Source organism: Brevundimonas faecalis (assembly GCF_040549405.1).
Classification (GTDB): Bacteria; Pseudomonadota; Alphaproteobacteria; order Caulobacterales; family Caulobacteraceae; genus Brevundimonas; species Brevundimonas faecalis.
On sequence record NZ_JBEPTF010000001.1, the window covers coordinates 137,035 to 163,399 of the forward strand.

Here is a 26,365-nt window from a genome sequence, read left to right on the forward strand (position 1 = left end):
CGCCCGCTCTGTCACATCGGCCGTCTACGGAGGGATCGGGTAGGGGATGCCTCGTCAATCTGGCCCTGACGTCGGTCAGGGGCGTCCGCCTGCATGGCTTATCTGGTCAGACACGGTGGAGATCGATGACCGCTCTCAAGACGAAAACCCTGCTCGCGGTCGCCGCCAGCGCTCTGGCCCTGGCCGCCTGCGGCGGCGGCGGCACCTCCGAATTGCAGAATCCGGGCAACACCGGCTCCAATCCCGGCACGGGCGGCGGCAATAACGGCGGCGGCAACAACGGCGGCGGTTCGACCGGCGCCTGCCCCAACCACCCGAACGTGACCAAGGTCACCGTGGGCACCGAGTCGCACTGCCGCATCTCGGGCGAGATCACCACCAACCTGACCCTGACGGCCGGCCCGGCCTATCAGCTCAGCGGCACGGTCAAGGTCGGCAAGGATGTCGGCTTCGACGGCCAGAAGGCGGGCGGCGTGGTCGCCGTCCTGTCGATCGACCCGGGCGTGAAGATCTACGGCGGCACCCGCACCTCGCAGCTGGCGATCCAGCGCGGTTCGCGCATCAACGCCCAGGGCACGGCGGCTCAGCCCATCGTCCTGACCAGCGCCGACGCCCTCGGCTACGCCACGACCCTGGGCCTGGCCAACGCCCGTTCGCCCCTGGCCGCCGGCGTCCGTGACGACCCCTATTCGGGCGAGTGGGGCGGCCTGTCCCTGCTGGGCCGCGGCGTGATCAACAACTGCCCGGCCGCTCCGGCCGTCTGTGAGGCCGAGGCCGAAGGCGGCTCGGGCCTGTACGGCGGCAATGTGTCGAACGACACCTCGGGCACGCTGAAGTATGTCCGCGTCGAATACGCCGGCGTCCGCTTCACCGAGACCAATGAACTGAACGCCATCGCCTTCTGGGGCGTGGGCTCGGGCACGACGGTCGACTACATCCAGGCCCACAACGGCGGCGACGACACGGTCGAGTTCTTCGGCGGTTCGGTCAACGCCAAGCACCTGGTCCTGACCGGCGCCGACGACGACAGCTTCGACTGGACCTTCGGCTGGAACGGCAAGGTCCAGCACGTGGTCATCGCCCAGAACCCGCTGCAACTGGCCGGCGATGCGGGCTACGAGGCCGACAACAACGAACTGGCCTTCGACATCACCCCACGTTCGGCGCCGACGATCTCCAACGTGACCCTGGTCGGCAATACGTCGGGCGGCGCCGGCCTGCGCCTGCGTCGCGGCACCGCCGGCAAGCTGTACAACCATGTCGTGTCGGGGAACTTCCAGCGCGGCCTGCGCATCGACGATACGGCCACCTTCGCGCAGGCGGACGCCGGCGCCCTGTCGCTGCGTTCCTTCTACATCTCCGTGGCGACGCCCTTCCACAACGCCCAGGCCCAGGCCGTCTTCGCCAAGGACGCCAACAGCCGCACCGGAACCTCGACCCTGACGTCATACGTCTCGGGCGGTCGCGCCTACATCAACGGCGTGAACGAGAACGCGGTGACGCCGGTCAACCCGACCACGGTCGACGGCTTCTTCGACGCCGCCAACTACGTCGGCGCCGTCCGCGACGCGGCGTCCAACTGGACGCTGAACTGGACCCGCTGGCTGAACGACTGATCCCGGTCCTCACAAGGGACGGCGGGCGGCTGAAGGCCGTCCGCCGTCTCGCCTTTCTTCTTCCTATCCGGCGCCTGCACCGAAGGATCTTCTTGAGATGACGCCCACCCGCACGTTCGGCCTCGCCGGCCTGCTCGCCAGCACCATTCTGACCGCGCCCGCCCTCGCCTGGGGACAGGACGCCGCCTCGGGCCAGACGCCCCAGGCCGATCCCGAAACCACGACGGTCGAGGACATTGTGGTGCGGGGCCGCTTCGTGCCGGACGTGAAGCGCGAGACCTCGGCGGTCGCCAACATCCTGACCGAGGAAGACATTAAGCGCTCGGGCGACTCGGAAATCGGCGAAGCCCTGGCCCGCGTCACCGGTCTGTCCATCGTCGGCGACGGCTATGTCTATGTGCGCGGTCTCGGCGACCGCTATTCCAGCATCGTCCTGGACGGTTCGACCCTGCCCAGCCCCGAGCCGCTGAAGCGGGTGGTGCCGCTGGACCTGTTCCCGACCTCCCTGGTCTCGAACGCCCAGATCCAGAAGACCTATTCGGCCCAGTATCCGGGCGAGTTCGGCGGCGGTCTGATCGCCCTGTCGACGCGCGCCATCCCGAACGAGCGCTTCTTCTCCTTGGGCGCCTCCATCGCGGCCGAGACGGAATCGACCGGCAAGGAAGGCCTCTACTGGGACGCCGGCGGCGGCCTGTCGAACATCGGCATCGCCGACAACAGTCTGAACCTGCCGGGCTTCATCAAGATCGACCCCTCGCTGAAGTCCTTCGCCACCAATCCGGCCATGCTGCAGGCGGCGGGGCGTTCGCTGCGCAACATCTGGTCGATCGACGGCGACAAGAACCTGCCGGACTTCGGCTTCAACCTGTCGGGCGCCGAGATCGTCGACCTGTCGAACGGGGTGCGCCTGGGCGGCTTCGTCGCCGTCGACTACGACTATCAGGTCCGCAACCGCGAGGGGGTGCGCAACTCCTTCGAGGTCAACGGCGGGGTCAACGACCAGATCAGCCCTGAGGCCTGCGACACGGCCGGCGGCCTGTCGAACGCCAAAGGCTGCGGCTTCCGCCGCACGGAACAGGAATACGCCCTGAACGCCCTGGGCGCCTTCGGCGTCGAGTTCGATGAGAACCACGAGCTGAAATTCACCACCCTGCTGCTGCGCAAGACGCGCCAGCAGGCCCTGATCGAGCGCGGCCTGTTCTCGGCCGATCCCGGCCTGATCCGCAGCTTCCATCGGCTGAACTGGATCGAGCAGCAGATGAACTCGAACCAGCTGTCGGGCCGTCACGTCTTCCAGCTGCCCATGGCTCTGGACCGGTTGCAGATCGACTGGCGCGCGGCCTATTCGACCGCCTCGCGCGACACGCCCTATCGCCGCGAATACTCCTATCGTCTGGAGCCGGACAACGTCTTCCGCCTGACGCCGGGTTCGGATTCCAACCGCACCTTCTTCAGCGCCCTGGAGGACGAGAACAAGGAGTTCGGCCTGGACTTCACCCTGAACGGCATGATCGCCGACCGTGAAGTCACCCTGAAGGCGGGCGGCCTGCATCAGGAGCGCGAACGCGACTTCGCCAGCCGCCGCTACTCCTTCCAGCCCGCGGCGGGCGTGATCATCAGTCCGGCCCTGCGCAGCTTCGTGCCGGAGATCATCTTCAGCCCCGACAACATCGGCGGCAATGCGGGCTACACCCTGCGCGACATCACCGATCCGTCGGACTTCTTCGACGCGACCATGGAGATCAACGCCGGCTATGTCTCGGCCGAGGCCGACCTGTTCGCCGGTCTGCGCGTCACGGCGGGCGTCCGCTACGAGGATTCCGAGCAGCGGGTGAACAGCTTCATCCCCCTGGGCGAGACCGGGGCGGGCGACCGCATCTCGGCCGACCTGGCCCAGGACTTCTGGCTGCCGACCGTGTCGGCGACCTGGGAGTTCGCGGACAACATGCAACTGCGCTTCGGCTATTCGAAGACGATCAACCGTCCCGACCTGCGCGAACTGGCCAACGCCCTCTTCCTCGACGATGACTCCAACACCCTGGAGCGCGGCAATCCGAACCTGAAGATTGCCGAGATTCAGAACTGGGATCTGCGCTGGGAATGGTATTTCGGCCAGCGTCAGTCGGCCACGGTCGGCGTCTTCTACAAGACCTTCGACAACCCGATCGAGCGCACCTACCAACCCATCGGCGAGGGCTTCGGCCGCTCCTTCCAGAACGCTCAGGAAGCGACCCTGAAGGGGATCGAGGCCGAGATCGACTACACCCTGCCGATGGACGTCTGGGCGCCGAACATCGGCTGGTTCCAGCAGAACGAGCTGTTCGTCGTCGCCAACGTCACCTGGTCGGATTCCGAGGTGACGGACGCGGCCTATGTCCGCTCCCTGCAGGGGCAGTCGGAATGGCTCGGCAACCTGCAGTTCGGCTTCGAGAACACCACGGCCCGTCGTCGCGCCACCCTTCTGGTCAACTACCAGGGCGAGCGGATTTCCGACGCCGGGATCATCACCGGCTCGACCCGCCTGCCGGACGTGATCGAGACCCCGCCGATCATGCTGGACCTGGTCGGCAGCCAGACCTTCACGGTCGGCGGTCGCGACTATGACCTGGGCGCCAAGATCGAGAACATCCTGGGCCAGGAATATGAGCGCAGCCAGTCCTTCGCCAACGGTTCGAAGGGCGTGGTGGAGAGCTACAAGCTGGGCACGACCTTCTCGCTCAGCCTTTCTACCACCTTCTGATCCGCGTGCGGAGGCGTTGTCACAACAACGTCTCAGGGCCGTCATCGCCGCGTGAGGCTTCGACCCCGGCTGCTGGAGTAAGCAGCCGGGGTTCCCTTTTTCGGGGGTGTTCGGAGCGTCGGACGTGATCGCACGGGTCGGGGAATGGGGACGTCAGGCATGGACGGCGGCGACCGCCCGACCGGCCCGGATTCGGGCGGGCGTCGAGATCGCCCTGGTCGCGCTTCTGGCGGTCCAGGCCGGGCGGCTGGCCTGGATCTTCGTCGCGCCCAAACCCAGGGCCGCCGCCGTCGCGGCTCGCTCGGACGATGCGGCGCCGACCGACGCCTCGATCTTCCAGCGCTTCGACGCCTTCTTCCGCACCGGCGACAAGAGCAGCCTGGCCGAGGCGGCCGGCGCCGACAGCGACGCCCTGCGTCTGTTCGGACTGCGTTCGGACGGGCAGGGCGGCGGCTCGGCCATCATCGGCCTGCCTGACGGCTGCCAGGTCTCGGTGGGCGTGGGCGAAACCATATCCGACGGCCTGACCCTGGCCTTCGTGGGCGAGGACTTCGTCACGGTCTCGCGCGGCGGATCGGTCAGCCGCCTGGTCTTCACCGAGATTCCAGCGGGCGCCGCCGCGCCTCCGCCGCCGCCTTCGACGCCCCAGGTCGTGACCCCGGCCGGCGGCGCTCCCGCTCAAACCCCGACCATGGCTCCCGCCGCCGCGCCGACCGGACCGGTCGTCGATCCGCAACGTCTGATGGCCCAGGCCGCGCTGCGTCCCCGCATGGACGGGCTTCGCATCCGGGGCTTCACCCTGGCCGCGCGCGGCGACGGGGCGGCGCTGAGGGCGGCCGGCCTCCAATCCGGCGACGTCATCCTGGCCGTCAACGGGGCCGAACTGAACAGCCTGGAACGCCTGTCCGAACTGGGCGGCGAGCTTTCCGGCAGCAGCGCCGCCGAGATCCGCTTCGAGCGGAACGGCCGGGTGCAGACCACCACCATAAGGACCGGCCAGTGATGCGCCTTCACCGCTCTTTCGCCGCCGTCGCCCTGTCGGCCCTGATCGCCGCGCAGGGTCCGATGCTGGCCTCGCCCGCCTTCGCGCAAGAAGGCGCGCGCCAGACCCTGAACGTTCAGGGCGCCGACATCCGCGCCTTCATCCAGGACGTGGCCCGCACCACGGGCCGCACCTTCATCGTCGATCCCGCCGTGACCGGGAACGTCACCGTGACCAGCCAGAGGGCCTTGAGCCGGGCCGAGCTGTTCGAGGTCTTCCTGTCCACCCTGCGCGCCAACGGCCTGGTGGTGACGCCGACCGGTTCCGGCGCCTATCGCATCAGCCCGGCCCAAGGCGCGGCCCAGGGGCCGTCCACCGTCGGATCCGAGCGCTTCTCGACCCAGGTCTTCCAGCTTCGCAACATCGACGCCGCCTCGGCCGCCGAGACCATCCGGCCCCTGGTCGGACCCCAGGGCCAGGTCCTGGCCAACCCCAGCGGCAATAGCGTCGTCGTCGCCGACTTCGCCGACAATCTGACCCGCATCCGCAGCCTGATCCAGCGCATCGACGTGGACCGCGCCTCGTTCGATGTAGTGACGCTGGAGAACTCCTCCGCCGCCGAGATCGCGGGCGTCCTGGCCCAGGTCCTGGCCCCGCCCGGCGGCCAGCCGGGGCAGGGCATGGTGTCGGCCACGCCGGTGGCCAGCTCCAACTCCATCATCCTGCGCGGCGACCCCGCAGCCGTGGCCCGCGTGCGGCCCCTGGTCGAGGACCTGGACCGCCGCGCCCGCTCGGCCGACGACGTCAAGGTCGTCTTCCTCCAGCACGCCAACGCCGAGCAGTTGCTGCCCGTCCTGCAACAGATCGTCGGCCAGCCGGTGACGACGGCGGGCGCCGCCGCGACGCCCGCCATCGCCCGGCCCGGAACCGGCGGCGGCGAGGCGCCGACGTCCCAACCCGTCTCGGCTCCGGCCGCGCCTGCGCCCGGACAGAAGGCCAGCATCGCCCGCTTCCCCGGCGCCAACGCCCTGGTCATCTCGGCTTCGGCCGAGACGCAACGGATGCTGGCCGAGGTCATCCGTCAGCTCGACAGCCGCCGCCAGCAGGTCCTGATCGAGGCCATCGTGGTCGAACTGGGCGACACCGCCGTACGCGAACTGGGGGTCCAGTGGCTGCTGGCCGGATCGGACGGCACGCCCATCGGCCTGACCAACTATTCCGAGCGCGCCGCGCCCCTGCTGCCCATCGTGGGCGGCGCGGCGGCGGGGCAGCTGGACAAGGACGACCCCCTGCGCAAGCAGCTTCAGGACCTGGCCCTGAACAGCCTGGTCGGCGCCAACGGCTTCATCGGCGGGGGCGGCGGCCGCATCGGCTCCGACGGCCTGTTCGGCTTCATCATCAATGCGGCCAAGTCGGACGAAGGCTCCAACCTGCTCCAGACCCCGTCGCTGATGACGCTGGACAACGAGGAGGCCACCATCCTGGTCGGGCAGGAGGTGCCGATCACGACCGGCGAAGCCCTGCTGGACGGCAACTCCAACCCCTTCCGCACGACCCAGCGTCAGGACATCGGCGTCAAGCTGATCGTCAAGCCGCAGATCAATGCGGGCGGCTCCATCACCCTGTTCATGCGTCAGGAGGTGTCCAGCATCAACGGCGTCCTGACGCGGGGCGCCTCGGACCTGGTGCTGAACAAGCGCGAGCTGGAGACGACCCTGGTCGTGGACGACGGAGAGATCGCCGTGGCCGGCGGACTGCTGGATCAGAACGACCGCCTGTCGATCGACAAGGTGCCGGGCCTGGGCGACATCCCCGTGGTCGGCAATCTGTTTCGATCGACCAGCCGCCAGCGCGGCCGCACCAATCTGATGATCTTCATCCGGCCGACCATCGTCCGCACCCCGGGCGACGCCCGACAGCTGAGCGCCGACCGCTGGGGCTATATGCGCGGCGAACAGCTGCGGTCCCAGCCGGGCGTCGAACCCAGCCTGGACGAGATGCTGCGCGACTACATGCGCACCCAGCCCCCGGTCGCGCCGCGCGCCATCGACAACCCGGCGCCGGGCGTGGCCGCCCCGGCGGGCGAGGTGACGATCAGTCCCCTGGCCCCCGCCGCCAACGCGGCCCCGCCGCAGGGCTGAGGACCATGATCACCCTGGTCAATCCGACATTGCCCTATGGGTTCGCCAAGCGGCACGGCGTCATCCTGCTGGACGCGGGCGACATCGCCATGGTCGGTTTGCGACAGGGCGCCGACCCCCTGGCCCTGATCGAGACGCGCCGCGTCCTGGGGCGGCCCCTGCAGGTTCAGGCCATGGATCAGGCCGAGTTCGACCGCCGCCTGTCCGACGTCTACGCGGGCGATCTGAACGCGACGGGCGACGAGCAGATGGACATGCCGTCCGGCCTCGACGGCCTGATCGACGACCTGCCCGCCGCCGCCGACCTGCTGGACTCCGCCGACGACGCCCCCGTCATCCGCATGATCAACGGCGTCATCGCCGAGGCGGTGCGCGCGGGCGCCTCCGACATCCACCTGGAGCCCTATGAGAGCGCCCTGATCGTGCGCATGCGCGTCGACGGCGTCCTGCGTGAAAGCCTCAACCTCAACCCGCGCATCACGCCTCTGCTGGTGTCCCGTATCAAGGTCATGGCCCGGCTCGACATCGCCGAGAAGCGGGTGCCGCAGGACGGGCGCATCCCCCTGGCGCTGGGCGGCAAGACCCTGGACGTGCGCGTCTCGACCCTGCCGTCGCGGGCGGGCGAGCGGGTGGTGCTGCGCATCCTGGATAAGGATCAGGCGGGCCTGTCGCTGGATCAACTGGGCATGGACGCCGAGGCGCTGGAGGCCTTCCGCGGCGCCTTGCGCGAACCCAACGGCGTCATCCTGGTCACCGGCCCGACCGGCTCGGGCAAGACCACCAGCCTCTACGCGGGCCTCAGCCTGCTCAACGACGGCGCCCGCAACATCCTGACGGTCGAGGACCCGGTCGAATACGCCATCGACGGCGTCGGCCAGACCCAGGTCAATCCCAAGGTCGGCATGACCTTCGCGGCGGGGCTGCGCGCCATCCTGCGCCAGGACCCGGACGTGGTCATGGTCGGCGAGATCCGCGACGTGGAGACGGCGAGCGTCGCCGTCCAGGCTTCGCTGACCGGCCACCTGGTCCTGTCCACCGTCCACACCAACGACGCGGCCGGGGCCGTGACGCGCCTGCGCGACATGGGGGTGGAGCCCTTCCTCCTGGCCTCGACCCTGCGGCTGATCGTGGCCCAGCGTCTGGTGCGCCGCCTCTGCAGCGACTGCCGCCGCTCCGAACCCGCCGACGCCGCCACGGCTCGTCTGTGCGGCGTGAAAAAGGGCGCGACCGTCTGGCGCGCCCAGGGCTGCGGGTCGTGCAACCACACCGGCTATGTCGGCCGCGTCGGCGTCTATGAGACGCTGAAGATCGACGACCGCGTCCGCCGCCTGATCGCCGCCGAGGCCGACGAAGAGGCCCTGGTCGCCGCCGCCTTCCCCAACGGCGGAACCCTGTCCGACCGGGCGCGCGGCCTGGTCCTGGCGGGCGTGACCTCGGTCGAGGAGGCGGTGCGCGTGACCCGTCAGGAAACGCCCGAGGCCCACCCCCTGGTTGAGGCTCCGGCCTGATGCCCGCCTTCGACTACAGCGCCGTGGACGTCTCGGGCCGCACCGTCGCGGGCGTGCTGACCGCGCCGGACGAGGCCGCCGCGCGCAAGACGCTGGAGCGCCGCCGCCTGATGCCCCTGTCGCTCAGCCGCGCCTCGGGCGCCGCCGTGACGGCCGAAAAGGCCCCGCGTCGCAGTCGCAAGCTGTCGTCGCGGACCCTGGCCCTGACCACCCGCCAACTGGCCACCCTGATCACCGTCGCCCCGGTGGACGAGGCCCTGCGCACCCTGATGCTTCAGGCCGAACGCCCCGACGTGCGCGCTGTCCTGTCGGGCGTCCATGCGGGCGTGGTCGAGGGCCAGCGCCTGTCCGAGGCCATGGCCCGTCAGGGCGCGGCCTTTCCGCCCCTCTATCGCGCCACCGTCGCGGCGGGCGAGGCCTCCGGCGCGCTCGGCCCCATCCTGGAGCGCCTGGCCGAGGGGCTGGAACGCGATCAGCAGGTGCGCGGCAAGGTCATCACCGCCTTGGTCTATCCCGCCGTCCTGGCCCTGGTGGCGCTCGGCGTCGTGACGGCCCTGATGATCTTCGTCGTGCCCAAGGTGGTCGATCAGTTCGACAGCATGAACCAGACCCTGCCCCTGCTGACGCGGGCGGTGATCGGCGTGTCCGACCTGATGCGGAACTGGGGCTGGCTGATCGCCCTCATACTCGCGGGCGGGATCGGCGGCTTCGTCGCGGGGATGCGGAATCCCGGCTTCCGGCTGGCGGTGGATCGACGGGTGCTGCGCCTGCCCGTCGTCGGGCGGCTGACGCGCGACCTGCACGGGGCGCGGATGGCCCGCACCCTGTCGACCATGATCGCGGCGGGCCTGCCGGTGCTCGAGGGCCTGACCATCACCGCCCGCACCGTCTCCAACCGGGCCCTGCGCGCCTCGACCGAGACCATGGCCGACGCCGTGCGCGAAGGCGGGGGCCTGTCCGCCGCCATGCGCCGCGCCGACGTCTTCCCGCCCATCCTCGTGCACATGACCGCCTCGGGCGAGGCCAGCGGTCGGCTGGAGCCGATGATGGAACGCGCCGCCGACTATCTGGAGCGCGAGTTCAGCGCCTTCACCGCCGTCATGCTCAGTCTCCTGGAGCCGGCCATCATCGTCGTCATGGGCGGCGTGGTCGCCCTGATCGTCCTGTCGATCCTTCTGCCCATCCTTCAGATCAACACCCTGGCGATGGGGTGAGACCGGAACCCGCCATGACCGAAATCCAGCCGCAACATTCCGCCGACCAACCCGCGACCAACGGCGCCGGCATCTGCGCTCAAGCAGCGAGCGACCGTGTCGCTCGCGTTAGCGCCCAAAGACTCGCTCAAGCAGCGAGCGACCGCGTCGCTCGCGATAGCGCCCAAAGACTCGCTCAAGCAGAGACGCGCCGCGCGCGTCGCGGTAGCGCCCTTCGGCGTCAAACCCGGCAGGGCTTTACGCTGGTGGAATTAATGGTCGTCATCGTCATCATCGGCCTGCTGGCCACGGTGGTGGCGATCAACGTCCTGCCCAGCCAGGACAAGGCCATGATCGGCAAGGCGCGGGCCGACATCTCGACCCTGGAGCAGGCCGTCGAGACCTACCGCCTCGACAATCTCACATTCCCGGACGCCCAGAGCGGCCTGCAGGCTCTGACGGCGCCGCCGGCCGGTCTGGCACGGCCCGAGCGCTATCGCCAGGGCGGCTATATCCGCCGCCTGCCGGAAGACCCTTGGGGCAACCCCTACCAATACCGCCGCCCGTCCACCCGCGGCGGCCAGTTCGACGTCTTCTCCTTCGGCGCCGACGGCAAGGAAGGGGGCGAGGGCAATGACGCCGACATCGGCAACTGGCAGAATTAAAGCGCGCTATCGCTCGCCGCGTGGCGAGCGCTCCGGCTTCACCCTGGTGGAACTGCTGATGGTCGTGGCGATCATGGGCCTGGCCGCCGGCGCCGTCGTCCTGGCCGTGCCCGATCCGCGCCCGCCGGTGATCCATGAGGCCGAACGCTTCGCCGCGCGGCTGGTGCGGGCGCGCGAGGAGGCCCTGCTGACCAACCGCGCCGTGGCGGTGGAGGCGACGGCGACGGGCTACGGTTTTTCCAGCTTCGACGGCGTCCGATGGTCGCCCCTGACCGACGGCCCCTTCGGTCCGGAAGACTGGGCCGAGGACACCGCCGTCCGGCCCGAGGGCCAACCGGCCGACCAACCCCTGCGCATCGTCTTCGACCCGACCGGCGCGCCCGACGCCGCCGCCCTGACCCTGTCGCGCGGATCGCGCGTCGTGACCGTCGCCGTCGATGCGGCGGGCGAGGTGAAGGTCGATGGCTGAGAGGTCCGGCTTCACCCTGATCGAGCTTCTGGTCGCCCTGGCGGTGTTCAGCCTGGCGGCCCTGGCCCTGTTGAACCTGGCGGGAGAGAACACCCGCTCGGCCGCGCGGGCCGAGACGCGCACGCTCGCGGGGATCGTGGCCGAGAATCTGGCGGTCGAGGCCATGACGACGCGGCCCGCCCCCGCGCCGGGCGACAGCGACGGAACCCAGCCCCTGGCCGGGCGAGACTGGCGCTGGACCCGCGCCGTGACGGCGACCGACGACCCCGACATCCTTCGCATCGACATCCGCGTCTCGGACGAGGAGGGACAGGCGGCCGAGCGCGTCCTGTTCCGGGCGGTCGCCTCATGACCAACCCTCTTGTGACCGGCCGCCCCGCATCGCCCCGCGCCGGCTTCACCCTGGTCGAGGTGATGGTCGCCTTGCTGATCTTCGCCCTGCTGTCGGCGGCGGGGGTGCTGGTGCTGAGTCAGAGCATCGACAACCGTTTCGCGGTCAAGGCCGCGACGGACCGCACGGCCGAGCTGCAGCGGCTGCGCGCGACCTTGCGCGCCGATCTGGGCCAGGCCGCGCCGCGTCGCGCCCGCGCCGCCGACGGCCAGGCCGCCCTGTCTCCGATCCTGGGGGCCGAGGCGCCGGGCGATGCCCTGCTGGTGCTGGTGCGCGCGGGCTGGAGCAATCCGGACGGCCGCCCGCGCGCCTCCCTGCAAAGGGTCGAGTACCGTCTGGTCGAGGATCGGCTGGAGCGCCGGGTCTATCCCCATCTGGACGGCGCCCGGCCCGGACCGCCCCAGGTGCTGTATCGCGGCGCGAGCGCCCCGGCCCTGGCCTTCATCAGCCAGGGCGCGGAGGCGCCGCGCTTCATCGCCTCGCCCGAACGGCCCCTGCCGGACGCGGTGCGGCTGGATCTGACTCTCGAAGGCTACGGCCCCATACGCCAGCTGTTCGTCGTCGGGGGCGGGCGATGAAGGCGCGTCCGAAAGACCGCGAGGGCATGGCCCTGCTGACCGTCCTGCTCCTGGTGGCGGTGATGGCGGCGGTGGCGGTGCTGGTCCTGGACGACATCCGCTTCTCGGTGCGCCGCACGATGAACACGGAAACCCAGGCACAGGCCCAGTGGTACGCGGCCGGGGCGGAGGGCCTGGCGCGACGCCGCATCGACCGCCTGGCCGAAATCGACGCGCGCAAGACGCCGGTCCAGCCCGACTGGAACGGTCGGACCCTGACCTTCCCCATCGAAGACGGAACCCTGTCCGCCCGCCTCTCCGACGGTCAGGCCTGCTTCAACCTGAACAGCGTGGTCGAGGGCCGGCTGGAGGTCTATGTCGCCCGCCCCCTGGGCGTGCAGCAGTTCGTCGCCCTGGGTCGCGCTCTGAACCTGCCGGAGGGGCGGATGCGCGCCGTCGCCGACGCCCTGACCGACTGGATCGACACCGACTCCGCGCCGCGCCCCCAGGGCGGAGAGGACGCGGCCTACGCTGGACGGACCCAGGCCTATCGCACCGCCGGAACCCTTCTGGCCGAGGTCAGCGAACTGCGCGCCGTGAAGGGGGTGGACGCCGCCGTCTATTCCGCCCTGCGGCCCCATGTCTGCGCCCTGCCGACCACGGACCTGTCGCCGATCAATCCCAACACCCTGACCCCGGATCAGGCGCCCCTGCTGGTCATGCTGTCGGACGGAAAGCTGGGCCTGGCCTCCGCGCGCGCCGCTATCGCCGCCCGGCCGCGCGACGGCTGGAGCGACGCCAACGCCTTCCTGAGCCAGGGGCCGATGGCCGCTGTCTCCCTGCCGCCCACTGTGCAGGACCAACTGACGGTCCTGACCCGCTTCTTCAACCTGCGCGTGGATGTGGAGATCGGCGGAAGCCGCGCCGTCCGCACGGCCCTGATCGAAAAACCCCTGGCCGGGCCCGCCCGCACCGTCATCCAACGCTGGACCCTGGACGAATGAGCCGCATCCGACTGATCCTGATCCCGCCGTCCGCGACCCTGCCGGCGCCCTGTCTGACGCTGGACGCGCAAGGAAACGTGCTGACGCGCGGCGTGGTCGAACTGGGCGGACCCGCGCCCGAGCCGATGCGGACCGTGGCGGTGGTTCCCGGCGCCGACGTCCTGATCCGCTGGCTGCCGCTGCCGTCGGGCAGTCCGGCCCAGGTCGCGGCGGTGGCCCTGTACGCCCTGCGCGACGAACTGGCCGCGCCCGCCGATCGCCTGGTCGCGGCCCTGGGGGCGACCGACCCCGAGGGGCGCCGCCCCGTCGCCGTGGTGGCCCGATCCCTGCTCCAGGCCTGGCGCGACTATCTGGAGACCCTGGGCCTGCGTCCCGACGTGATGCTGCCCGACAGCCTGGTCCTGCCCGAGCCGCCGCAGGCCGATCGCCTGACCGCCGCCGTCTTCGGCGCCGACCTGGCCCTGCGCGGCCGCGACCTGGCCCTCAGCCTCCAGCCTGATTTGGCCGAGGCCGTGGCCGCCGGCCGCGCGCTGGACCGCATCGGCCGGGCGGACGAGATCGAGCGCCTTCTGGCCGCCGCCGCCCTCAACCCGCCGATCAACCTGTTGGCCGGGACGGGGCGCGGCGTCGAGGCGGACCGGCGCGGCTGGAAACGGGCGGCGGCTCTGGCGGCCGCCCTGGTCGCCTCGCCCCTGATCCTGACCCTGGCCGCCGCCGGACATGACGCATGGCGCGCCGGCCGGGCTGAAGCTCGGGCCGAGGCCGTCGCCCGTCGCGCCTTCCCCGACATCGCGCCGAACGCCGACCCGGTCGCGGAGGCGACCCGCCGCCTCGCCGCCGCCCCGCCGCCGGGCGGAACAGTGAACGCCGCCGCCGCCCTGTTCGCCGCCGTCGAGGGGGTGGAGGGCGCCGAGTTGGACAGTCTGACCGCCGACGCTCGCGGCGTGCGCGCCACCGTCACCTATCCCGCCTACCAGGACCTGGAGGCCCTGCAGCGGGCCATGGCGGCCAGGGGCATGGCCCTGACCGACGAAAGCACCGTCGACGACCAGGGCAAGGTCGTCAGCGAAGTCCGCGTGGGAGGGGCCTGAGATGAACCGGATGATCCAGTCGGCCAGCCTGTGGTGGGACGGCCGTTCGGCGCGCGAGCGCGGATTGCTGGCCGTGATGCTGGCGCTGATCCTGGCGGTCCTGGTCTGGCTGCTGGTCGTGCGCCCGGCCTGGGCCTGGCGCGCGGCGGCGGCTGAGCATAGAGCCGAGGCGACGGCGACCCTGGCGCGGCTGGAGGCCGGCCTGGCCGCCACCGCCCCCGCTCCGGCCCCGGCCCTGGCGAAGACCGCAATGCCCCTGGCGGAGGTCGAGCAGGCGGCGCGAGCCGCCGCCGAGGCCGCGGGCCTGACCGGCGTGACCCTGTCGGTCGACGAGGCGGGCGGCATCGGCTTCGACGCGCCCGGCGTCGGCTCCGCCGTCCTGTTCGGCTGGCTCTCGACCCTGAAGGCCGAATACGGGGTCGAAATCGGGGACCTGACGGTGATCGAGAACGCCGACGCCAGCCTGGACGCCCAGGGCGTCCTGCGTTGATCCTCGCTCCATAGGAGATTTGACGCAAAATCCTTCGCCTTCGAGGGCTGAAATCGTCAAATTCCTGCGACAAGCGACGAAGGTTTCGCCATACAGTCGATTCCGTATCGCGTAGGTCGGGGGACGTGGGTTTGGATCAGGGTTTTCTGCCGCGTTCGGTCCTCGACACCTCCCTCCTGCCCGAGCACAGGCGCGTCTCCTTCTGGCGCGAGACCGCCACCTCGGTCTGGGACGTCTCGCCCCTCGCCGACGATCCCTTCTATACGCGGGTGGACGCCTTCCGCGCGGCGGAGCTGATGTTCGGCGCCATCGTCAGCTGCGCTCAGGATACGGAGCGCGCCGCGCGCCGGATCGCGGCGGACGGCCTCGACTACTTCATGCTGCAGTTCTACGTGAAGGGACGGCGCACCGCCTCGGCGCGCAAGGGCGAACAGCTTCTGAGCGGCGGCGACCTGCTGGTGCTGGACATGACCCAGCCGATCGTGACCCGCAGCACGGCCTATCAGTCCATCGACCTGGTGGCCCCGCGCCGCCTGCTGGAGCCGCTGCTGACCTCGCCCGACGCGCACGGCGGCCGGCGCCTGGAGGGCGCAAGGCCCCTGGTCGCCCTGTTGCGCAGCCATGTCGAGGCCCTGTACCGCGCCGGGCCGACCATGACCCTGGCCGAGGCGGAAGCGATGCAGGCGCCGACCCTGGCCCTGGCCGCCGCCGCCCTGAACGGCGGGGTCGAACGCGAGCATGCGGCCCCGGTGCGGGCGGCGACCTGGCTGGCCGTGCGCCGCTACATCGAGGACAATCTGACGAACCTGCGGCTCAGCGCCGACGCCGTGGCCCTGCATTTCGGCGTCTCGCGCGCGACCCTCTACCGGATCATGGAGGCCCAGAACGGCTTCGTCGCCTATGTTCGTCGCCGACGCCTGCACCGGTGCCGCGAAGCCATGGCGAACCCCGCCAATCTTCATCGCAGCATCGCCGACATCGCCGCCGACTGGGGCTTCGGCAACGCCGCCGCCTTCAGCGTGACCTTCAACCGCGCCTTCGGCCTGACTCCTCGCGACTTCCGTCAAAGGGCGCAGCAGGACGCCGGCGTCGCCTCGCCGGGAAACGGAGAGGCCGACTGGAGCCGCTGGCTCGCCGCCATGCGATGAAATTCGCCCCCTGCGAAAATTGTCTCACGCCGAAGTGAGGGGTTTGGGGCTCCCGCTGCGTTAGGGAAGGCGCGGGCCTTCATAATCCGTCCGCAACGACCGCGTATGAGGGGGCGGTTCATGGCGGCATGGCGGACGGGCATGGCCGAAACTCTGGACGAGGACGGCGTCGGCGACGACGCCCTGGCGGCCCTGTCGCAAAGGGCGCGCCCCGCTCTGCTGCGCTATTTCCAGCGACGCGGCCTGTCCGCCCCGGACGCCGAGGACGCGGCCCAGGACGTCTTCCTGCGCCTCTCGCGCCGACCCGACGTGGCCATGGCCGCGCATGGCGAGGCCTATCTGTTCGAGACGGCCGCCTCGGTCGCCGTCGACCGGCACCGCCGCGCCCGCGCCCGCCAGGAAGGCCGCCATACCGCCTATGACGAAGCCCTGCACGCCGTTCCCGACCATGCCGTCGACCGCATCGTCGAGGGCCGTCAGGAGTTGAGCCGCCTGGTCGACTGCCTGCGCCAACTGCCCGAACGGACGCGCCATGTCGTCATGCTGGCCCGGCTGGAGCGCCTGACCCACGTCGAGATCGCCCGCCGCCTGGGCGTCTCCGTCAGCACGGTCGAGCGCCGCCTGGTCCGGGGCATGGCCGACCTGACCGCCCGTCTTCAGGAGGCGCGGCGATGAGCGCGCCCGGCCTCCCCGATCCCGACCTGCTGGAAGCGGCGGCCGAGCGCCTGCTGCGCGCCGAACAGGCCGCCGATCCGACGGCGGATGCGGCGTTGCACGCCTGGCTGGCCGAGGATCCGGGCCGCCGCGCGGCCTTCGACGCCGTGGCTGAGACGGACCACCTCATGGCCCTGTATGCGGAAGAGGCGCAGATGGCCGAACTGCGTCGAGGGGCGCTTCGCGCGCGGCCAGCGCGCGCGCTGGCCCGTTGGGCCGGGTTGGCGGCGGGGCTGTCGGTCCTGGCCGTCGGGGGCTGGGCGGCGTGGCAGGCGTCCGGCTTTGCGCCGCATGTCTTCGATCTTCCCGGCGTCGAACAGACGCGGACGGCGCTCTATCGCACGGCGGCGGACGAGCGGACGACCGTCGCCCTGGCGGACGGCTCGGTGATCGCCCTGAACGCGGACACCCTGGTCGAGACCACCTATGATCGGCGCAGCCGGACTGCGCGGCTGCTGCGCGGCCAGGCCCTGTTCAGCGTGGCCCATGATCCGTCTCGACCCTTCGACGTCCTGGCCGAGGGGCGCCGGGTCACGGCGGTGGGGACGGAGTTCGACGTCCTGGTCCTGCCGGACGGCGTGCGGGTGGCCATGCTGGACGGCGCCGTGCGGGTCTCGGGCGACCGTCCCGGACCCGAGCAGACCCTGTCGGCGGGCGAGGTCATGATCGCGCCCCGCGAAGGTCCGGTCGTGGTGCGCAAGGCGGATGCGAAGCGTCTGGCCGGCTGGCGCGAAGGGGTGGTCTATTTCGAGGAGACGCCCCTGTCCGAGGCCGTGGTCGAGATGAACCGCTACGCTCGAAACCGGATCGTCGTGGCCGACGCCCGCGCCGGCGCCCTGCGCGTCAGCGGCGCCTTCCGCATCGCCGAGGCCGACGCCTTCGCCCAGGCCATGACCGAGATCTTCCCCCTGTCGCTCAAGCGTTCCGGGGACGGACGAGCTGTGCTCTCCAGCACAAAACCGTAGCGAAAACTTCACGCCTTCGGCTGCGGGGTTCGCCGCGCCTCCTTCGTTCCTGTGGGTGAAAGCGGCCCCGCAGCGGGGACCGCGGGGGACGATTTTCATCATGCCGACCTGTCATCGCCGATCGCTGAAGGCGTTTCTTCTGCTTGGAGCCGCGACCGTCTGCGCGACTGCGGTTCTGCCCTCGCAAGGCCTGGCCCAGGCGCGCCCGGGCGCGACGCGGGCCGTCGCCTACGACCTGGCGGCCCAGGACCTGGGCGCGGCCCTGTCGCAGCTGAGCCGCGACAGCGGACGCAGCATCGTCTTCTCCGCCGACCTGGTGCGGGGCAAGCGGACAGCGGGCTATCGCGGGCAGGGCGGGGTGGATCGCGCCCTGGCGGCCGTGCTGAACGGCAGCGGCCTGACCTATCGTCCGGGGGCCTCGGGCGGCTATCTGATCACCCGGGTCTCCGCCCCTGCGCCCGCCCAGGACGCGCCGGTGCGTCCGCGTCGCCGTCCCGCCGCGCCGCCCGCCGCCGAGGCGCCCGCGCCCCAGTCGGCGACCCTGGTCGAGGACGTCATCGTCACCGCCCGCCGCATGGAAGAGCGGATCATCGACGTGCCGGTGGCCGTCTCGGCCTTCACCGGCGAGCAGCTGGACGACCGCAAGGTGGAAGGCGGGTCCGAGCTGTTGCGCGTCGTGCCCAACGTCAACTTCTCCAAGGACAACTTCACCGGCTATAATTTCTCGATCCGGGGCATCGGCACCAAGGCCATTTCGGTGACGACCGACCCCGGCGTCGCGGTCAGCTTCAACAACACCGCCCTGCTGCGCAATCGACTGTTCGAGCAGGAATATTTCGACATGGAGCGGCTGGAGGTCCTGCGCGGCCCTCAGGGCACCCTGTACGGCCGCAACGCCACGGCGGGCGTGGTCAACATGCTGCCCAAGCTGCCGGAGCTGGAACGCTTCTCCATGTCGGCCCAGGGCGAGCTGGGCAATTTCGACGCCCGCCGCGCGCGCGGCCACATCAATATTCCCCTGGGCGACCAGTTCGCCTTCCGCGCCGCCGCCGCCTACACCCAGCGCGAGGGCTACGACTACAATCTGGTCAATGAGCGCCGGGTCAACGGCCGCGACCTGTGGTCCTCGCGCATGGGCCTGCTGTGGAAGCCGAACGAGCGGTTCAGCGCCAATCTGCTGTGGGAGCATTTCGAGGAAGACGACAACCGTTCCCGTACCGGCAAACAGCTCTGTACGCGCGGGGAGTCTCCCAGCGCGCTTTCATGGCGGGACCCGACGGGCGCTGCGCGGACCAGCAAGCTGGGAACCAAATGGGACGTCAACAGCCTGACGCCGGGCTGTCAGTCGAAGTCCCTATTTTCGGACGAAGCGTTCGGCGCGCCGAACGGGGTCGGCTTTCCCATCGTGACAGGCATGATCCTGGTTCTCCCGTTCGATCGGGATCCCAAGCTGATCCCGAACTCATGGAGCGGCTATCTTTTCAAGGAGGGGATCGATCCGTTCTCGCCGGTGAACGGTCAGCAGTCGCGTAGCCTTCGGGAGATCGAGACCTATTTCGACCCTGTCTTCCGCGCCAAGAACGACGTCGTCCAACTGAACCTGCAGGCGGACCTGACCGACAATCTCACCCTGCACTCCCAGACCCTCTACATGGAGGACAGCTACTACGGGATGCAGGACTACTTCCGTATCAACCCCCAGGCTGGCCTGATCGCCTGTCGGAACACGCCGGGACGACGGATCAAGGCGGCCTATCAGGCTTGGCTGGGCCCCTGCGTCGGTTCCGGGGACGCCTATGGGGGCGGCACGTTCATTGACCCGCAACTCGGAACCCTGGATCGCCTTGTGGCGGTCGACCTCAGTCAATCGAACAGCCGGCAATGGTCGCAGGAACTGCGCCTGTCATCGAGCTTCGACGGCCCGGTGAATTTCAATGTCGGCGCCAACTACCTGAAGTTCAAAACCAATGAAGACTACTACGTCTTTTCGAACGCCTTCACGATCGCGGCCTTGGGCGCCAATAGCGAAGCCTGGTCCGGAACCTGCCAGCCGCTCACTCCTCAAGCGAAGAATGTGAACGAATGCACCTATATCGACCCCAATCCGATTGGGAAAATCGATGGCCAGGGGCACAACTATTATCGCAACATGAATATCGCCTCCACGGAATCGTGGGCGGTGTTTGGCGAGGGCTATTTCAATCTTGCAGATGATCTGCGCCTGACCGCAGGCTTACGGTACACCGAAGACAAGAAGACCACGACGCCCATTCCAACCCAGCTGTTGGGCTCGTCCAATCCCTGGCTTGGGACGGGGACGGTCGGAAAGGGCTATCCGCGCTACCCGGACGAGGTTCATCGCTGGGGGGAGTGGACCGGGCGCCTGGCCCTGGATTGGAAACCGGTTCTGCCGTTCACGGACGATACGCTCGTCTATGCCTCCTATTCGCGAGGCTACAAGGGCGGCGGCGCCAACCCGCGCGGGCCGGAAGACTCCAGCGCGACCAACTATCCGCGTCTGCCGACCGATTTCGCCGCCGAATACGTCAACGCCTATGAAGTCGGCTCGAAGAATGCGCTGATGGGCGGTCGGATGATGCTCAGCGCCTCGGCCTTCTACTATGACTACAAGGATTACCAGGTCACCCAGGTGATCGATCGCACCCTCCACAACGAGAACTTCGATGCGGAAATCTATGGGGTCGAATTCGAAGCCGCTTGGGCGCCGACGCGGAACTTCCGGATCGACGCCACCCTGGGTCTGCTGAAGACCCGGATCGCCGACGGTGAGAAATCCATCGACGTCATGAACCGGACCCAGGGGGACGGCGACTGGATCACCATGCGTCCTTGGCCGACCAGTCCCGCGACCTGCATCGTGCCGAAGGATATTCTCGGCCGCGCCGTGGGCACCATGGCCGGCAACTCGGTCTTCATCAAAGCCCTGTGTCCCGGCGTGGAGCTCAGCCCCGGTCTCTTCCGCGACCATCCCGGCAACTGGGCGGTCGATCAGTGGGGCCCGATCATCTACGACCCGGCGACCTATGTGAATCCCAAGACCGGGAAGCATGACACCAACGGCGGCCGCGGCTTCTCGGCGGATCTGAGCGGCAACCGCCTGCCCAATGCCCCGGAAATGACCTTCAACATCGGGGCTCAATACCGGATCGCCCTGCCGGCGGGCTGGGACCTGATGCTGCGGGGCGACTACTACCGCCAGTCCGAAAGCTTCATGCGGGTCTACAACACTGAGTTCGATCGGTTGAGAAGCTGGGAGAACGCCAATCTGTCGGCGACCCTGTCACATCCGAACGAGAACCTCACCGTCCAGGTCTATGTGAAGAACATCTTCGACGAGACCCCGCTGACCGACGGTTTCACGGGGCCTGACGAAATCGGCAACACCACCAACGTCTTCACGCTTGATCCGCGACTTTTCGGCGTGTCCGTCAGGAAGGAATTCTGATCGACTATAATAAATGATTGGCAGTTCGAATTCATATTTGGGAATCAATACTGTCATTATGTTCTGATATGTAAATATTACTGCAAAACATAGCAGTATACGTGCCTACTTCTAGCCAACGATCTCATCACCAGGAGCAAAGACTATGAAGTATATGTCCAAGGTCGCCGTGGCCGCCTTCGCCGCCGTCAGCATGATCGCCGCTGCCTCGGCCGCTTCGGCCCAGACCGTTTCGCCGACCGGCGCGGTCACGGTCTCGGGTCAACTGACCCAGGGCCTGAACGGCGTCAGCTGGTTCGACACCGTCTGCAACACGACCTTCACCGGCACGGCCGACGCCGCCGGCTTCACCCTGACCGGCATTTCCAGCGTCAAGGTCTCGGGTCCCCTGTCGTGCGACGACGGCATCCAGCTGCCGGTGCGCATCAACGCCCTTTCCTCGTCGCAACTGTCGATCGAGGAACTGGTGGTGGACACGCGCCTGGGCTCCTGCTCGGGCACGGACATCCGCGTGCCGTGGAACAACGCCAACAGCAGCGTCACCGTCCCGACCACCGCGATCGGCTTCTGCCGCCTCGCCGGCACGCTGACGGTCTCTCCGGCGACCACGATCAACTAAGGCCTTGCGGGGCGAGATCGCGATCTCGCCCCGCTTCCCGCCTGTCGAAGATTTCCGAGAAAGGATCGGAGATATGAAGGATGTTTCGTCTTGGCTCGGTTTGATTGCCGGGGTGGCGCTTCTGACGTCGGCCGCAGCGGGGCAGGCGCAGACCTTGTCGCCCCAGGGCGCGATCACTGCGACTGGCGTTGTCAACGTCGGGCTCAAGGCCACGACCGTCTTCGATTCCGTTTGCGAGGTTGTCTTTCAGGGCGTCGCTGACGCCTCAGGGATCACCTTGACCTCCGCGACAGGCTCGCAGGTGAGCGGCCCGATCGATTGTACGGGCGACGGCGGCGGGATCGTCGAGGGGTGGGTTTTTCCGATCCGCGCAAACGTCACGCCTGATCGCCAGCTGCGTTTCGAGAATATTGGGTTCTCAATGCGGTTCGGCGACTGTCAGAATCCGAATGTCGTCGCGGCGTGGGACAGTGCGGACAGTCGCATCGACGTAACGGCGGACAAGACCTTCTGTCGCCTGTCCGGCGTGCTGACGGTTTCTCCTGCAACCATCATCAACTAGGGCCGCCATCCCCTCGGCCTCCGGGGCGGCGCGCGTTCGTGCGTCGCTCCGCTTTTCTATCGCAAAAGGCAAGCTTCATGCGCCATCTGGCTTTGTTCGCGCTTCTGGCGGCGGTGTTTCCGTCCGCGGCCTGTGCGGCTCAACAAACCGCCTCTCCGGCGGGGGCGCCCGTCCCCGTCGAGGCCGCGCGTCCGGCCTTCACCCTCGACACGCCGATCCAGCGGCTGGTCGCCGATCCGGCCGCCAAGGCCGTTCTGGACCGCGAACTACCCGGCCTGACCACCCATGAACGCTACGAGCAGTTCAAGGGAATCAGCCTGAAGACCCTGCAGCCCTTTTCCGGCGGCCTGATCTCGGACGAGCGCATGCGTGCCGTCGAGGCGGGGCTCAAGGCCCTGGGCTGACGGGCGAGCCAGGGGCGTCGTGAGCCGTCGATCCCTCCTCGCCGCCCTGGTCGTGGCCGGCGGCCTGGTTGGCGGTCTGGCCGGCTGCGTGTCCGGCCCGGACCTGACGCCGATCAACGGGCCGCTGACGGGGGAGGCTGACTCGTCCCGTCTCGAGCCGCGCGACCTGGGCCTGTCCGGCGAAGCCGTGGCCCTGGCCTTCTCGGGCGGAGGCGCCCGCGCCGCCGCCTTCTCCTACGGCGCCCTGCTGGAGCTGCGGGATCGCCGTCGTCCCGACGGCCGGCGCTGGATCGACCAGGTGGCCTTCGTCACCGGGGTCTCCGGCGGCGCCCTGACCGCGGCCTGGTTCGGCCTGCACGGACCGGACGGTCTGGACGGCTTTCGCCCGGCCCTGCTGGACAAGGACTGGCAGGCGGCGGTCCACGACCGGCTGCTGTGGCCCGCCAACTGGCCCCGGCTGCGCGACGGAGGCCTCAATGGCCGCGACCGCATCGCCGGCTGGCTGGCGCGCGAGGTCTACGGCGAGGCCCGCATGTCCGACCTGTCCGGGCCGCCGGTGATCCTCAATGCGACCGAGCTGTCCTCAGGCCTGCCCTTCGCCTTCGCCGCCCCCTGGTTCGACGCCCTGTGCAGCGACCTGGGCGGGGTGCGGCTGGCCGATGCGGCCGCCGCCTCGGCCGCCTATCCCTTCGCCGTGCGGCCGGTGGTGCTGGAGACCTTCAACCGCGACTGCGCCCGGCCCCTGCCGGACTGGACGACCCAGGCGGCGCAGGCGCGCGACGGGTCGATGGCGGCGCGGGACACGGCGCGTTCCTTCCAGGCCTTTCGCGATCCGCAGCGCCTGCGTTACGTCCATCTGCTGGACGGCGGCGTGGTCGACAACTTCGGCCTGTCCAGCCTGACGATCCTGCAGCTCGCCTCGGGCAGGCCCTACGGCCCCCTGTTGTCGGCCGGCGACGCGGTGCGCCTGCGCCGCCTCCGGGTGATCGTCGTCAACGGCGAGCGGATCACGGAAAGGCCCTGGGGCCGAACCCCCGACGGACCCGACGGGCGCCGGATCATGGAGGCCGTGGCCGACCACTCCACCGACGCGGCCAAGCGCAACGCCTATGACGTCTTCCGCGAACGACTGGCCGAGTGGGAGCGCCGGACCGTCGCCTGGCGCTGCGCCCTGTCCGCTCAGGAAGCCGCCGCCCTGGGCGCGCCCCCCGGCTGGGACTGCGCCGATCTGCACTATTCGGTCGAGGCGATCGCCTTCGCCGACCTGCCGCCGGAACGGGCCCATGTCCTGCTGCGGATTCCTACCCGCCTGTCGCTGGACGCGACCCAGACGGACCTCAGCCAGCAGGCCGGGCGCGACGCCGTGGCGGCGGTCTTCCCGTGATCTCCTCCTCTTCATCCCTTGCGGCGCAGGCCGCGCAGCAACCGAGGCCCAAGTCATGGACGATGATCGCCAGGGAGGCGTCGCTCCGATGACACGACGCACGATGATGCAGGCGGCCGCCGCGCTCGGCGCCGGCGCCGCTGGCGGGGCGGCCTCGGCGGCGCCGTCCGACCCCTGGGCCGACATGGACGCCACGGCCATGGCCGAGAAGGTCCGCGCCCGTGAAGTCTCGCCCCTGGAGATGCTGGAGGCCGCGATCGCCCGCGCCGAGGCCGTCAACGGCCGCCTCAACTGCCTCAGCGAGACGCTGTACGACCGGGCCAGGACCCGCGCCGCCGAGGGGAGGGTTCCTCTGGATGGCCCCTTCGCCGGGGTGCCCTATCTGCTGAAGGACGAGACGGAGCTGGCCGGCGTCCGCCGCCGCTTCGGCTCCCGTCTCGACGCCGGCCTGCCCGTGACCGAGCGCAGCGATCCCATGGTCGAGCGCATGGAGGCGGCGGGCTTCAACATCTTCGGCCGGACGACGATGAGCGAGTTCGGGGCCCTGCCCACGACCGAGACGGCCGCCTATGGCGTCACCCGCAATCCGTGGAACACGAACCACACGCCGGGCGGGTCCTCGGGCGGTTCGGCGGCGGCCGTGGCGGCCGGGATCGTCCCCATGGCCGACGCCTGGGACGGGGCCGGCTCCATCCGCATCCCGGCCGCCAACTGCGGCCTCGTGGGCCTGAAGCCGACCCGCGACCGCACGCCGGGCATGGACAAGTGGTTCCCGGCCCTGAACCTGGCCTCCCACTTCTGCGTCAGCCGCTCGGTGCGTGACAGCGCCGCCCTTCTGGCCGTGACGGAAACCCAAGGGACGCCCGGCCTGCCGCCGACGGGGCGCGTGGAGGGGCCGTCGACGCGGCGGCTGCGCATCGGCGTGGCGGCTTCCAGCCTCGGCGGCCATGCGCCTTCGGTCGAGACGGCGGCGGCTCTGGCGGACGCGGTCGCCCTGCTGGAGGGTCTGGGGCATTCGGTCCGGCCGGTCGCCTGGCCCATCGACGCCGACGCCTTCCAGGCCGACTTCACCCAGATCTACCTGGCCTACGGCGACCGCATGGCCGACCGCCTGGCCCGCGCCCTGGGCCAGGATCGCGCCGCCCTGATGGCGCAGGCGGAGCCCGCCTCCCAGGCCATGGCCATGATGGGATCGATGATTTCGGAGGCGGCCCTGCAGACGACGCTGGAACGCGTCGGCGTTCACGCCGCGCGCTATTATGCGGGGTTCCAGGATCTGGATCTGCTGATGTCGCCGGTCCTGCTGACGCCGCCGGTCGAGATCGGCCGTATTAACGGGTCCGTCCCCATCCTGGACCTGGCGCAGCGCCTGAACCACTACGCCGACTACACCATGCTGCAGAACGCCGTGGGCGGTCCTGCTATCAGCCTGCCCCTGTTCTGGACCGCCGAAAACCTGCCCCTGGGCGTGCAGTTCGCCGCCGACCGCGGCGACGAGCGCACCCTGCTGGAACTGGCCTATGAGCTGGAGCAGGCTCGCCCCTGGGCGTCGCGTCGTCCCCCGACAAGGGCGGTCTAGCCGACAGCCTTGATCATCGTCGTGGCGGATCGGAATCCGAACAGGGGTTCCAAGGCGCCGATCGACCTGTGGGCGCGGTCCTGGAATCCATGCCGCTGGTAGAGCGCCCGCGCCCTGGGATTCCCGTCGATCACGTCAAGACGGACATGGGTCAGGCCTTTCCCGGCGGCATGACGCTCTATCGCATCGAGCAGGGCCGACCCCACGCCCAGACCGCGGGCTTCGGGGCGCACGAAGATGCCGTCCATCAGCAGGGTTCCCGGCTCGCATCTTCGCTCCAGGATCCCGATCAGCAAGCCGCGGCCGACGCCGCCGAGCCAGCCATAGACCTTCGCCATGTCCTTCAGCTTCCCGCCGACAAAGGCGCCGTCCGGAGTTTTGAAGCCTGCAACGCCCAGAAATGCGCCGTCCCTCGCAACGGCGCTGATCGCATGGCCGGGATCCAGAACCTGTTCAAGAAAAGCGATCGCCCTGTGTTCCGGTCCAAGCGGATAGCGGAGCTTGCGCGAGAAGGCGGCCCAATAGCCGGCGGCGGCGTTTCCACGGTGCTCTGGCCGGAACTCCGCCTCGACGGAGAAATCCGCATCGCGGTCGCTGACGTCCATCATCGTTTCTTCCTCTGCCGTGCCTCGTGCAGATAGGCGTGGCGCGGCGCAGCCGCCATTGCGACAACTGTT

At 69.5% G+C, this 26,365-nt stretch carries 23 protein-coding genes; 22 read left to right on the top strand and 1 reads right to left on the bottom strand.

Annotated features, from left to right (window positions below):
- The first annotated feature begins 125 nt into the window (after positions 1-125).
- The 22 genes from ABIE19_RS00595 to ABIE19_RS00700 all read left to right on the top strand — a co-directional run bounded on the left by ABIE19_RS00595 (position 126) and on the right by ABIE19_RS00700 (position 25,688).
- A complete protein-coding gene (locus ABIE19_RS00595) occupies positions 126-1,616 on the top strand; it encodes a beta-helix domain-containing protein (RefSeq protein WP_354087170.1) in 1,491 nt (496 codons plus the stop codon).
- A gap of 97 nt (positions 1,617-1,713) precedes the next feature.
- Positions 1,714-4,356 carry a TonB-dependent receptor domain-containing protein gene (locus tag ABIE19_RS00600; RefSeq protein ID WP_354087171.1) on the top strand — a complete coding sequence of 881 codons (2,643 nt, stop codon included), beginning with the start codon at positions 1,714-1,716 and terminating at the stop codon, positions 4,354-4,356.
- Between the two features lie 124 nt (positions 4,357-4,480).
- Positions 4,481-5,359 carry a type II secretion system protein N gene (locus tag ABIE19_RS00605; protein ID WP_354087172.1) on the top strand — a complete coding sequence of 293 codons (879 nt, stop codon included), beginning with the start codon at positions 4,481-4,483 and terminating at the stop codon, positions 5,357-5,359.
- On the top strand, positions 5,359-7,479 hold the full coding sequence (gene gspD, locus ABIE19_RS00610; RefSeq protein WP_354087173.1) for a type II secretion system secretin GspD: 2,121 nt from the start codon (positions 5,359-5,361) through the stop codon (positions 7,477-7,479). Before ABIE19_RS00605 ends, gspD begins: the two co-directional genes overlap by 1 nt.
- A gap of 5 nt (positions 7,480-7,484) precedes the next feature.
- Positions 7,485-8,987, top strand: a complete 1,503-nt coding sequence (gene gspE / locus ABIE19_RS00615) for a type II secretion system ATPase GspE (RefSeq protein ID WP_354087174.1) — start codon at positions 7,485-7,487, stop codon at positions 8,985-8,987.
- The gene (gspF, locus tag ABIE19_RS00620; RefSeq protein WP_354087175.1) at positions 8,987-10,201 is read left to right on the top strand and encodes a type II secretion system inner membrane protein GspF; all 1,215 of its coding nucleotides are present in this window, start codon (positions 8,987-8,989) and stop codon (positions 10,199-10,201) included. Before gspE ends, gspF begins: the two co-directional genes overlap by 1 nt.
- Before the next feature lie 14 nt (positions 10,202-10,215).
- Positions 10,216-10,845 carry a type II secretion system major pseudopilin GspG gene (gene gspG / locus ABIE19_RS00625; RefSeq protein ID WP_435521121.1) on the top strand — a complete coding sequence of 210 codons (630 nt, stop codon included), beginning with the start codon at positions 10,216-10,218 and terminating at the stop codon, positions 10,843-10,845.
- Positions 10,814-11,314, top strand: coding sequence for a GspH/FimT family pseudopilin (locus ABIE19_RS00630; RefSeq protein ID WP_354087176.1), 501 nt, complete (start codon positions 10,814-10,816; stop codon positions 11,312-11,314). Before gspG ends, ABIE19_RS00630 begins: the two co-directional genes overlap by 32 nt.
- Entirely contained in the window at positions 11,307-11,666 is a 360-nt protein-coding gene (gspI, locus tag ABIE19_RS00635) for a type II secretion system minor pseudopilin GspI (RefSeq protein ID WP_354087177.1), read from the top strand. The genes ABIE19_RS00630 and gspI overlap by 8 nt, the downstream gene beginning before the upstream one ends.
- The gene (gspJ, locus tag ABIE19_RS00640) at positions 11,663-12,283 is read left to right on the top strand and encodes a type II secretion system minor pseudopilin GspJ (protein WP_354087178.1); all 621 of its coding nucleotides are present in this window, start codon (positions 11,663-11,665) and stop codon (positions 12,281-12,283) included. Before gspI ends, gspJ begins: the two co-directional genes overlap by 4 nt.
- The gene (gene gspK, locus ABIE19_RS00645) at positions 12,280-13,266 is read left to right on the top strand and encodes a type II secretion system minor pseudopilin GspK (protein WP_354087179.1); all 987 of its coding nucleotides are present in this window, start codon (positions 12,280-12,282) and stop codon (positions 13,264-13,266) included. Before gspJ ends, gspK begins: the two co-directional genes overlap by 4 nt.
- Positions 13,263-14,357: a type II secretion system protein GspL gene (gspL, locus tag ABIE19_RS00650; protein ID WP_354087180.1), complete on the top strand. Its 1,095-nt coding sequence runs from the start codon at positions 13,263-13,265 to the stop codon at positions 14,355-14,357. The genes gspK and gspL overlap by 4 nt, the downstream gene beginning before the upstream one ends.
- Position 14,358: 1 nt before the next feature.
- Positions 14,359-14,847, top strand: a complete 489-nt coding sequence (locus tag ABIE19_RS00655; RefSeq protein WP_354087181.1) for a type II secretion system protein GspM — start codon at positions 14,359-14,361, stop codon at positions 14,845-14,847.
- 131 nt (positions 14,848-14,978) lie between these two features.
- Positions 14,979-15,995, top strand: a complete 1,017-nt coding sequence (locus tag ABIE19_RS00660; protein ID WP_354087182.1) for a helix-turn-helix domain-containing protein — start codon at positions 14,979-14,981, stop codon at positions 15,993-15,995.
- Positions 15,996-16,115: 120 nt separating this feature from the next.
- On the top strand, positions 16,116-16,670 hold the full coding sequence (locus ABIE19_RS00665) for an RNA polymerase sigma factor (protein ID WP_354087183.1): 555 nt from the start codon (positions 16,116-16,118) through the stop codon (positions 16,668-16,670).
- The gene (locus ABIE19_RS00670) at positions 16,667-17,674 is read left to right on the top strand and encodes a FecR family protein (RefSeq protein ID WP_354087184.1); all 1,008 of its coding nucleotides are present in this window, start codon (positions 16,667-16,669) and stop codon (positions 17,672-17,674) included. Before ABIE19_RS00665 ends, ABIE19_RS00670 begins: the two co-directional genes overlap by 4 nt.
- 100 nt (positions 17,675-17,774) lie before the next feature.
- Entirely contained in the window at positions 17,775-21,140 is a 3,366-nt protein-coding gene (locus tag ABIE19_RS00675; protein WP_354087185.1) for a TonB-dependent receptor, read from the top strand.
- A 145-nt stretch (positions 21,141-21,285) separates the two neighbouring features.
- Positions 21,286-21,759, top strand: a complete 474-nt coding sequence (locus tag ABIE19_RS00680; protein WP_354087186.1) for a PraA/PraB family alkane oxidation protein activator — start codon at positions 21,286-21,288, stop codon at positions 21,757-21,759.
- 73 nt (positions 21,760-21,832) lie between these two features.
- Entirely contained in the window at positions 21,833-22,321 is a 489-nt protein-coding gene (locus tag ABIE19_RS00685) for a PraA/PraB family alkane oxidation protein activator (RefSeq protein WP_354087187.1), read from the top strand.
- Between the two features lie 77 nt (positions 22,322-22,398).
- Positions 22,399-22,725: a hypothetical protein gene (locus ABIE19_RS00690; RefSeq protein WP_354087188.1), complete on the top strand. Its 327-nt coding sequence runs from the start codon at positions 22,399-22,401 to the stop codon at positions 22,723-22,725.
- Positions 22,726-22,744: 19 nt separating this feature from the next.
- Complete coding sequence (locus ABIE19_RS00695) at positions 22,745-24,109, top strand: patatin-like phospholipase family protein (protein ID WP_354087189.1); 1,365 nt, start codon at positions 22,745-22,747, stop codon at positions 24,107-24,109.
- An 88-nt stretch (positions 24,110-24,197) separates the two neighbouring features.
- Positions 24,198-25,688, top strand: a complete 1,491-nt coding sequence (locus tag ABIE19_RS00700) for an amidase family protein (protein ID WP_354087190.1) — start codon at positions 24,198-24,200, stop codon at positions 25,686-25,688.
- On the opposite strand, the gene ABIE19_RS00705 is transcribed toward ABIE19_RS00700, so the two are convergent.
- The gene (locus ABIE19_RS00705) at positions 25,685-26,296 is read right to left on the bottom strand and encodes a GNAT family N-acetyltransferase (RefSeq protein ID WP_354087191.1); all 612 of its coding nucleotides are present in this window, start codon (positions 26,294-26,296) and stop codon (positions 25,685-25,687) included. The genes ABIE19_RS00700 and ABIE19_RS00705 overlap by 4 nt on opposite strands.
- Between the last annotated feature and the right edge of the window lie 69 nt (positions 26,297-26,365).